We start from the raw sequence: 9128 nt of genomic DNA, 5'->3' as shown, positions 1-9128 counted from the left end.
AGACGAACTGGCTTGGTCTGCAACTTGGCTGTACAAAGCAACCGGTGACCAGACCTACTTGGATAAAGCCGAAAGTTACTATCTAGGTATTGATCCGACTCAGACTCAATCCTGGGATCAAAAAGTCTATGGTACTGGCATCCTCCTTGCTCAAGAAACTGACCAGGATAGGTACCGTATCGAAGTAGAACGCTGGCTGGACTACTGGAGTGACGACAGTGGTGAAGGTATCGAATATACTGACGGTGGACTAGCTTGGTTCAATGACTGGGGTTCCCTACGATATGCTGCCAATACCGCTTTCCTTGCTGGTATTTATAGTGATACCGTTAATGATGGTAATGGTCGTTACTCCGATTTCGCGGCTGATCAAATTGACTACATTCTTGGGGATAATCCCAACAATTTCAGTTATGTCGTCGGTTTTGGCCACAATTCTCCCAAGAATCCCCACCATCGTGGAGCCCATGGTTCAACCACCAATGACATCGAATCACCAACAGACAACCTCAACATTCTCTATGGTGCATTGGTGGGTGGTCCCTCTGAACCAGACGATAATGCCTATGTCGATGATCGAACTAACTATGCCATTAATGAAGTCGCTCTTGACTACAACGCTGGCTTCACTGGTGCTCTTGCCCGTATGTACCGTGAACAGAATCAACTCAGTCTGGGTTCTAACGTTGAACCAATACTGTCTACAGTAGATCCGATCACTGAGTTAATATAGCAATTATACAACTTGTGAGGTACACAATTTATAGATTTTAGGGAACAGCGGATCTGGGAAGAGGCAAGAGGCAAAAGGCAAGAGGCAAGAGGCAAAAGGCAAGAGGGAAAAATAATGTGTACCTCAGTCTATTCCCTTCCTGGCTTGCATTTGATTGTTTCTAATTGATACTTTTGTCAGTCAAGCAGCCTGAATCCTTACAGTGGCTGTAATCAACAAATCGGATGGACTGGTTATGCCATAGTCCATCCGATTTATGTTGTTGCAGTAATGGTGATTTCTGGAAAAGACCGGGGTGATGTCAGCGATCGCCCGGATTCCTACTAGTGCGGGAATGACTTGGTCTTTTACTTTTTAGGACTCACCTCAGATAATTCTCTAGAACAAGGAAACATCTGTAGCAAGGTTGAAGCCAGACTGATCTAAAAGCTCTGCAATAACAGTGTTGTTCACTAATAGCTCATTGGTAGAAGAATTGAAGCTAACATCACTTAGACTGCTGATACCGAAAACAGATTGATCAATTTTGATGGTATCTCCTTCAGAACCAGTGAAGTCTCTGATTATGTCTATTCCATTTGTAGAGTCAAATACAAAGGTATCTGCATCTTCGCCCCCGTATAAAACGTCATCACCAGAGCCACCTGTCAAAGTGTCATTTCCGTCATTTCCTAATAAGACATCATGTCCGTCATTTTCATAGGTGAATGGAGTTACATCGATGTTACTGCTATTATAGCCACCATACAGGTAGTCATCTTTGTTACCACCTTCAAGCAAATCATCTCCATACTTTCCAATCAGGGTGTAGCTCCCTGCATATTCAGCCTCAGAAGTTCCAGTGTATTCTGCCCCTATAATGTGATCCCCTGCATAGGTACCAATTCCATTTGTTCCTGTAAAATCATTCGGATCAACATAGGTTACTGTCTGTTTGAATGTTGAAATTGTTGAGCCATTGTAGTTGCCATCACTTCCCTGAGCTAAATCCAGAATAATATCAGCAAACTCTGCATCATCCATGCCGTATTCGCCGCTGTAGTTATTCTTGATAAAGAGAAAATCTTCTGCTTCATTTGTCCCAATTTTGATGGAAACAGTTACCCCGCCAGTTGTTCCTGTCATTTTATAGTAGACATTGGAGTCATCGGTAACAGAAGGTAGAACAATTGTATCGACACCAATTTGGAAGTCCGTAATCTCAATCATATCCCGATTGGGTTGAGCAAAATCGATCCAACTGTCCGGTGCATAATTTTCATCACTCAGGGCATTTTCAATTTTCCGTGCTTCAGCATCAGCTTCTTCCTGATCAAAGTAGTAGTAATCTGCAAATTCTTGAGCAACTGGAGCAACTACTCCGCCACCGGGAACAGCTTTTTTGGCAACAGCAAGACCTAACTTTACACCTAAGCGTTGCTTTTCAATGCTTTTGTCTTTTTCGCTAATATCAGCCAGGAAGTTGGTCAGTTTCTCTGTGTCAAAGCTGAGAGTAGGATCGGTTGAACCTTCCATCCCAATCAGGTAATTGGTGGGGCCATAATTTCCACCTGTTACAGTATGAATGCCATTATCTACACCTGCTGTTGCGGAAAGGAAAGTGGCACCATGAGCGGTACTAAAGATACTGTTGACATTGGGATTATCTTCGTGATCGAAGGCAATGTGGTCAAAGCCTGTCATGGTATCGTTTCCGTCTCCAGCAACTGTCCAAACATTATCACCACTGCCAGAATCAATAGTGTAGTCCTGAACTTCTCCAGTGTAGGCAGCAACACTTAACCCGGTAAAACTGTTGTTGGTAAATTTGTTGTCTCCTGAACCGCTGTACAGTCGAACTTCCTCAATATTGCTAAAGGTATCGGTTCCTGTTCCATCAACACTTGTTAAAGAATTGCTGGTGAGAACAAAATCAGCACTACTTTTGTTGCTGGTGTATTCTTTTTCCTCGAATACATCATATCCATCTCCACCATCAATTGTGTCATTACCCCACAAGCCAGTTATGAGATCGTTACTGAGACCACCATCGAGACTATCGTGACCAGCAGCACCATTGATGGTATCATTACCATGTCCACCATACACAGTGTCATTACCACCTCCTCCATTGAGGTCGTCAGCACCATTCTCACCCTTCAGCTCGTTGGCAAAATTGTTTCCTTGAATAGTGTCGTTCTGACCAGAACCAATCACCCCTTCAATATTTGACAACTGATCTGTACCAAGGGATGATCCGCTTCCAGTGCCATTTATCAAATCGACTGAAACAGCGGCTGCGCCAGAATAGTCAACAAAATCGAAATCGCTGCCCCCATCAAACACATCACTACCACTACCGCCAGCACCACCAGCCATAATAGTGTCATTTCCCATGCCGCCATTTAAGTAGTCATTACCCGAACCGCCCTTAAGTTCATCGTCATCATAGCCGCCGTAGAGATTATCATCGTTATTACCACCGGACAAAGTGTCATTTCCACGACCACCCCATAATGTGTCACGGTTATTATCGCCGTGCAATGCATCTGCATCATTACCACCATAGAGCTTGTCATCACCATCACCACCCCACAGTGTATCGCTACCACTATCCCCGTATAGGCGGTCATTACCATTGTCTCCCCATATACTATCGTGGTCACTTCCACCCCTGATTGTATCTCTGTCAGAGCCACCATACATGGTGTCATTGCCACTGCCACCTTCTAGGGAATCATCTCCAGCTTCGCCGTAGAGCTTATCATTATGCTCATCACCATAGAGCTTATCGTTGCCTTTACCCCCTTTTAGGGTGTCGCTATTAAGTCCTCCACGCAGGGTGTCTGAACCATCTCCACCATCAAGGGTGTCATTGCCACTGCCACCTTCTAGGGAATCGTCTCCATCTTGTCCATAGAGAATATCATTATTTTCATCACCATAGAGCTTGTCATTGCCTCCACCCCCTCTTAGGGTGTCGTTATTGGTGCCACCGTAGAGGGTATCCTGATTATCTCCACCATCTAGATAATCATTACCTGCATCACCATAGAGCAAATCATTACCAGTCTGTCCGTAGAGCCAATCATAATCATTACCTCCACGCAGGGTGTCATCGCCGTTACCTCCTCTCAGAGTATCGTTATCATCACCTCCGGATAAGCTATCTTTGCCATCGCCACCGTCTAAACTATCATTATTTCTGCCACCCTCTAGAGTGTCGTTGCCGGATTGTCCATAGAGAATATCATTGCCATTATCACCGTAGAGTTTATCGTTACCTGTAGCACCTTTTAGTGTATCCCAGCCATCTCCTCCATATAAAACATCGGAATTATCGCCACCATCTAGATAGTCATGACCAGTACCGCCATATAAGGTGTCCTTATCGTCCTGACCATAGAGCTTGTCGTTGCCACTGTCACCATAGAGCTTGTCGTTACCCTTACCACCTCTTACAGTGTCATTACCGCCTTTTGCATAAACGGTGTTATTTCCGTTTCCGTAGGACTTATTGTTGTTCTTATTATTTAGATGGTCAGCCATTGTTTATTCCTGATTTTTGAGCTACACGAATTGATTTGACATGAAGATTCAAAGCGTTATATCAACCCTTGAAATCCTCTTATAGGGTTTGGGATCGATTCCTTGATCCAATCCGAAATGTCGAAGAGAGGAATGATTGAAAAGATACATGATCATAGTTTTTTTTTGAGATAACTGTGATCAGAGTTTTCCTCAGTTCATAACACTAGATTAACAGGTTTGATGGCATTTTGTTATATTCGAATCTTATTACTGTTCATTCATGATTATAAATTGTATAAGTAGTAACTTCATCAGTGAAGCCACGGATTATCAATTAAAAGATACTGTAAAATACTTTGTTTTTTATTTAAAAAACTATGAAGTAATAAGCACCTAAACAAAATTAATTTACTACTACCAATCTCTGTAAGCCTTACAGAGATTGGCTTTGATTTTTGTTAAATGTGTAATTAATTTTGTGCACCTGCTTATCTTTTTACGGCCTGTATGCAAAGTTAAAATATCACCAACAACAGGAGAAAGAAGATTTCAACTAAAGCCAGAGTAATATAGCTGGTTGCTGGTTGACTGATAAAACTGGCTCTTCCGTACTTGTTATGCTAAACAAATACTTTGGCTTAATTCAGCAACGCCTCAATACCTCCTATTCCCTTCCTGGCTTGCATTTGATTGTTTCTAATTGATACTTTTGTCAGTCAAGCAGCTGCCCACCCTACATCTACTGTGATTAACCGGGTTGGTGGGCAGTGCCAAGTAATTCTATCGCGCTTCTTGGTGAATCGGTTTGGTTGACTGCCCACCCTACATCAATTGTGATTAATCCGTTGGTGGGCAGTGCTTAGCCATGGGCTTTGGCTTGGTGAATCGGTCTGGTTGACTGCCCACCCTACATCAATTGTGATTAACCCGATTGGTGGGCAGTGTCAAGTAATGCGATGTTCCTTCGGAACCGCTTCGCGATCGCGCTTGTTGGTGAATCGGTCTGGTTCACTGCCCACCCTACATCTACTGTGATTAATCCGGTTGGTGGGCAGTGGCTAGTAATGCGATGTTCCTTCGGAACCGCTTCGCGATCGCGCTTGTTGGTGAATCGGTCTGGTTCACTGCCCACCCTACATCAATTGTGATTAATCCGTTGGTGGGCAGTGCCTAGCAATGCGATGTTCCTAAGGAACCGCTTCGCGATCGCGCGGCTTGGTGAATCGGTTTGGTTGACTGCCCACCCTACATCAATTGTGATTAATCCGTTGGTGGGCAGTGCTTAGCCATGGGCTTTGGCTTGGTGAATCGGTCTGGTTCACTGCCCACCCTACATCAACTACCCAAGGATTTTCTTAAGAAATTTCATAGTGATTAAATAGGTGGGCTTCACACCTGTTGTTCCCAATCCCCCGGAAGCTAAGGTGCTGCCAGTCAACAAGGGGTTATCAGACGCATAGTAAGCATAACGCAGGCTTACCTTCTCATCGATACTCTTTCGGATCATAGAAGCAGCTTGAATTGCCTTTTGTAAGTGTGCCCCTTCCATCTCCAAGCCAATAACATTCCACGATGAACTTTTGAAGTAAGCTAAAATATCAGAGTTTTGCAAAGAGGTTCCCATTACTGTCACCAATGCTCCTTCATAAATGGGAATGCCATCATCTTGAAAATCTTCACTAGTTAGCTCATTAACAAAAGGATAATTATCGGCTGTTCCCTCAAAAATGTGTGCCGTTGGTAGCATTAAGTCGCCCTTGTGTCCCACCAATATTCCCGCTTTTCCCATTACCGAAATCGATTTGACATTAAGTTTTTGGGATTGCCCACCGGTTTTATAAGGTTTGAGTAATTCATCCATAATCTCAAACGCTTGTTCTCCAAAGGCATAATCCATTACCAAGATAACTGGCTTTTCTTGTTCAATTATGTTATGATTAATTGGTAATTCAGGGGATAGCAAAGCCAGGGGTAACATAGCCGTATCAAAAATTTGCACGTGGATATTTGTCCCAGCTCTATCGGCCAGATAAAACATCCCATTTTGTAAGGCAAACTCTCTAACCTCTTGGTTGAGGTGGGCGTTTTCTGGCAAACTTAACTCACGGGCAATGTCCTCAATTTTTTTGTCTTCTCCCAAGGTGTGTTTCAGTGCTGATGGCGCAAATAAGCAATTCATCACGCTATGCAAATTCGCACTAATAATATGGAGTGGGCGCTCCCATAAGTTTTTTTCTAAAACAAAGCCTTTAATATCAGTTGCCCACTGCGCCCCGTGGATATGATGTCCAATCCGCTCCCGCAGTGTGGAACTGAAAGTAATTTTGCGATCGCGTTGGGATTGGACTTCTTCCATGGCCACTCGACCCAGCCAATAAATAATATCAAATAGACCATTATTATCAGAGCTTCCCTGAGCCAGGCGATGGTAAGCGTGTTTCGTTTCTTCAAACGTGCGTCCTAAAAGAGTACTTAAATAAGAAAAAGCTCGATGCTGGACTTCCAGGTCTTCTGAAACCAACGACTTAGGATTATCTGGGGATTGTTGAGCTGTAACCATTTCTTCGAGCTTTATCCACTCTCGTGTAGGTTGACCTTCCTCCAGAGCATGGTCTCTAATTTTATTAGCTTCGATATAAATAAAAGTCAGATGGGTAAGAATGTCATAAATCTCGCTACGCCCTCGGGTAATTTCGATCAGCATCGTTTCTTGATCAATGCGGTAGCAATTACGGCGACGTTTAGCCGGAACAATCGTCTCAAATCCTGATTGACTATACCCTTCTGCTGCCACCAGTTTCACAAAACGACACATTTCAATGCCGCAGGGTAAGCGATCGATCACATAAACTAGACCATTCAATTCCACTTTCTGTGGGTCAGCAATGGAACCATAAATTTCCGGTTGCAAAGTCAGCAACGCTTGCCTCAAGGCTGCACCAGAAGCCCCCCCTGGCTTGTAGTATCCTCGGATAAATAGATGTCGCATGATCACATAAATCCGTTCGATAGCAGCCCGAGATTCTTGAGCACGAGTTCTTGGCGGAACCGGAATAGTCATACAGAGACTCTGTTATGATTGCTAGCTCACCATTGGTGAATAGGGGAATGATCTCAAGTATAGTTGGGTAATTGATCATTGACCCATTACCAATTACCCATTACCCATTACTTAATAGACCGCGCTGCATCGCTGTTCCCTGTTCCCGACAACTGCCGCGAAGTCTAATGAATTGCTGTGTGTTCGCGCTCCTTCAAATCCTGCACCTTCAAATCCTGCACCTGTTGTTCCAAAGTAGCAATGCGGTCTATCAATGTCCGAATTAGCTTAGCCTCTACATCTGGCAGTTTGTGGTGTGCCAGAGGATCGGGGTTACTTTTTTGTGAAACAATCCGACCTGGAATGCCCACTATCGTGGAGTTATCGGGCGCATCTTTCAGTACAACTGAACCAGCCCCAATGCGAGAGCGATCGCCAATTCGGATGTTGCCTAAAACACTGGCTCCAGTACCGACTACCACATTGTCACCTAAGGTAGGGTGACGCTTACCTTTATCCTTGCCCGTTCCCCCCAGAGTTACATTCTGGTAAATTAAGCAATAGTCACCCACGATGGCAGTTTCACCAATAACTACTCCCATACCGTGGTCGATAAATACACCTTTGCCAATGGTTGCCCCTGGATGAATTTCAATCCCGGTTAACCACCGCCCCAGATGGGACAAAAACCGAGGCAAGAAGGGAAGCTCACGAGAATACAACGAGTGAGCAACTCGATGTAGCATTAAAGCATGCAAGCCAGGATAGCAAAAGAGTACTTCTACCCAATTTCGGGCAGCTGGGTCTCTTGTGAAAATAACGTCGATATCTGCCCAAAGGGTTTGCCACCAAGTAAAAGCAAGGGAGGAAGTAGTAGACCTAGAAGAAGCATCAGATGGTGCAGCGGGGTTTGTTGGTACATCAACGGTTTGGGATTTGCTACTGATGTCTTCGCTTCTATTAAAGGTAATAGGTTGTAGCATTTAGATGTCTCCTGAATGAGTATGACTTCCTGAGCCTTTGATAATTATTTCCAGACTTAAGCAGGGGTGATCGGCTCAAATCACGGTAGTTTTTGACTGAATAGTCAAAAAATGAGCAAAAAAAATTTTGCTACCTCTGAACCGATTATTCGAGTACAGACAAAGCTACCTCCAGAATGTCATCTAGATAAGAACAACTTGGATGTATTTTTCCTCGGACATTGAATCCCAATATAACATGATGCAGAAAGCGAGCTAGTTGACGTGGATTAGCCTCCCTTGGCAACTCCTGAGCGGCCACAGCCCTTTCCAATGTCCGCTCCAGGGCTTTGTCCACCTGCCAGGTTAGGCACTGAACCATCTTAGCCACTGCTGGGTCATGGGGAGCCAACTCCATCATAGTATTGGCCATCATACACCCACGATATTTGGGACAGATAGCCTCAGAAGCCAATCCTCTGATTAGATTACGGATGTTTTCTAAGGGAGAGCCCGGTTTATTCAACTGTTGCTCAATGCAGCAGACTACGGTTTGTCCATAGTGCTGTACTGCCTCCAAAAACAGAGCATGTTTACTACCAAAGGTGTTGTACAGGCTTTGGCGTTGAATGCCCATGTGCTTGAGCAGGTCATTGAGCCCCGTAGCATTATAGCCTTTAGACCAGAACAAGTCCATAGCTTTTTCTAGGGCTTCTTCCCGGTCGAACTCTAGTTTTCTTCCCACCATACTTTATAACTCCCGGTTCGCCCATTTTAAATCGAGTTAGAAAAAGCTGAAGGATTGAATCAGAGGTCTCGAGTATGGTACAAATGCACTGAGCAGACGGGCTGGGATTTTCCGGCGTCGGAACTGCACAAAGGG

6 protein-coding genes are annotated in these 9128 nt (G+C 44.3%); 1 reads left to right on the top strand and 5 read right to left on the bottom strand.

The window, feature by feature from the left end:
- A partial coding sequence (locus tag F6K52_RS26545; protein WP_293085368.1) for a glycoside hydrolase family 9 protein occupies positions 1-733 on the top strand: 733 nt, incomplete at its 5' end.
- A gap of 378 nt (positions 734-1111) precedes the next feature.
- Here F6K52_RS26545 and F6K52_RS26540 read toward each other — a convergent pair.
- From F6K52_RS26540 to F6K52_RS26520, 5 genes are all read right to left on the bottom strand, one after another.
- Positions 1112-4261 carry a hypothetical protein gene (locus tag F6K52_RS26540; RefSeq protein WP_293085365.1) on the bottom strand — a complete coding sequence of 1050 codons (3150 nt, stop codon included), beginning with the start codon at positions 4259-4261 and terminating at the stop codon, positions 1112-1114.
- A 904-nt stretch (positions 4262-5165) separates the two neighbouring features.
- On the bottom strand, positions 5166-5375 hold the full coding sequence (locus F6K52_RS26535) for a hypothetical protein (protein WP_293085362.1): 210 nt from the start codon (positions 5373-5375) through the stop codon (positions 5166-5168).
- A 207-nt stretch (positions 5376-5582) separates the two neighbouring features.
- The gene (locus F6K52_RS26530) at positions 5583-7304 is read right to left on the bottom strand and encodes a hypothetical protein (protein ID WP_293085358.1); all 1722 of its coding nucleotides are present in this window, start codon (positions 7302-7304) and stop codon (positions 5583-5585) included.
- A gap of 164 nt (positions 7305-7468) precedes the next feature.
- Entirely contained in the window at positions 7469-8266 is a 798-nt protein-coding gene (gene cysE / locus F6K52_RS26525) for a serine O-acetyltransferase (RefSeq protein WP_293085355.1), read from the bottom strand.
- Between the two features lie 145 nt (positions 8267-8411).
- Positions 8412-8993: a TetR/AcrR family transcriptional regulator gene (locus F6K52_RS26520; RefSeq protein ID WP_293085352.1), complete on the bottom strand. Its 582-nt coding sequence runs from the start codon at positions 8991-8993 to the stop codon at positions 8412-8414.
- Positions 8994-9128 lie beyond the last annotated feature (135 nt).

The organism is Moorena sp. SIO3H5 (assembly GCF_010692395.1).
Lineage (GTDB): Bacteria > Cyanobacteriota > Cyanobacteriia > Cyanobacteriales > Coleofasciculaceae > Moorena.
This window is presented reverse-complemented; position numbering and strand designations above follow the sequence as displayed.

What these genes read in the sequence shown, in the direction of transcription:
- F6K52_RS26530 (WP_293085358.1), bottom strand. Translation starts at nt 7,304, where the DNA reads ATGACTATTCCGGTTCCGCCAAGAACTCGTGCTCAAGAATCTCGGGCT.
- F6K52_RS26540 (WP_293085365.1), bottom strand. Translation starts at nt 4,261, where the DNA reads ATGGCTGACCATCTAAATAATAAGAACAACAATAAGTCCTACGGAAAC.
- F6K52_RS26520 (WP_293085352.1), bottom strand. Translation starts at nt 8,993, where the DNA reads ATGGTGGGAAGAAAACTAGAGTTCGACCGGGAAGAAGCCCTAGAAAAA.
- cysE (WP_293085355.1), bottom strand. Translation starts at nt 8,266, where the DNA reads ATGCTACAACCTATTACCTTTAATAGAAGCGAAGACATCAGTAGCAAA.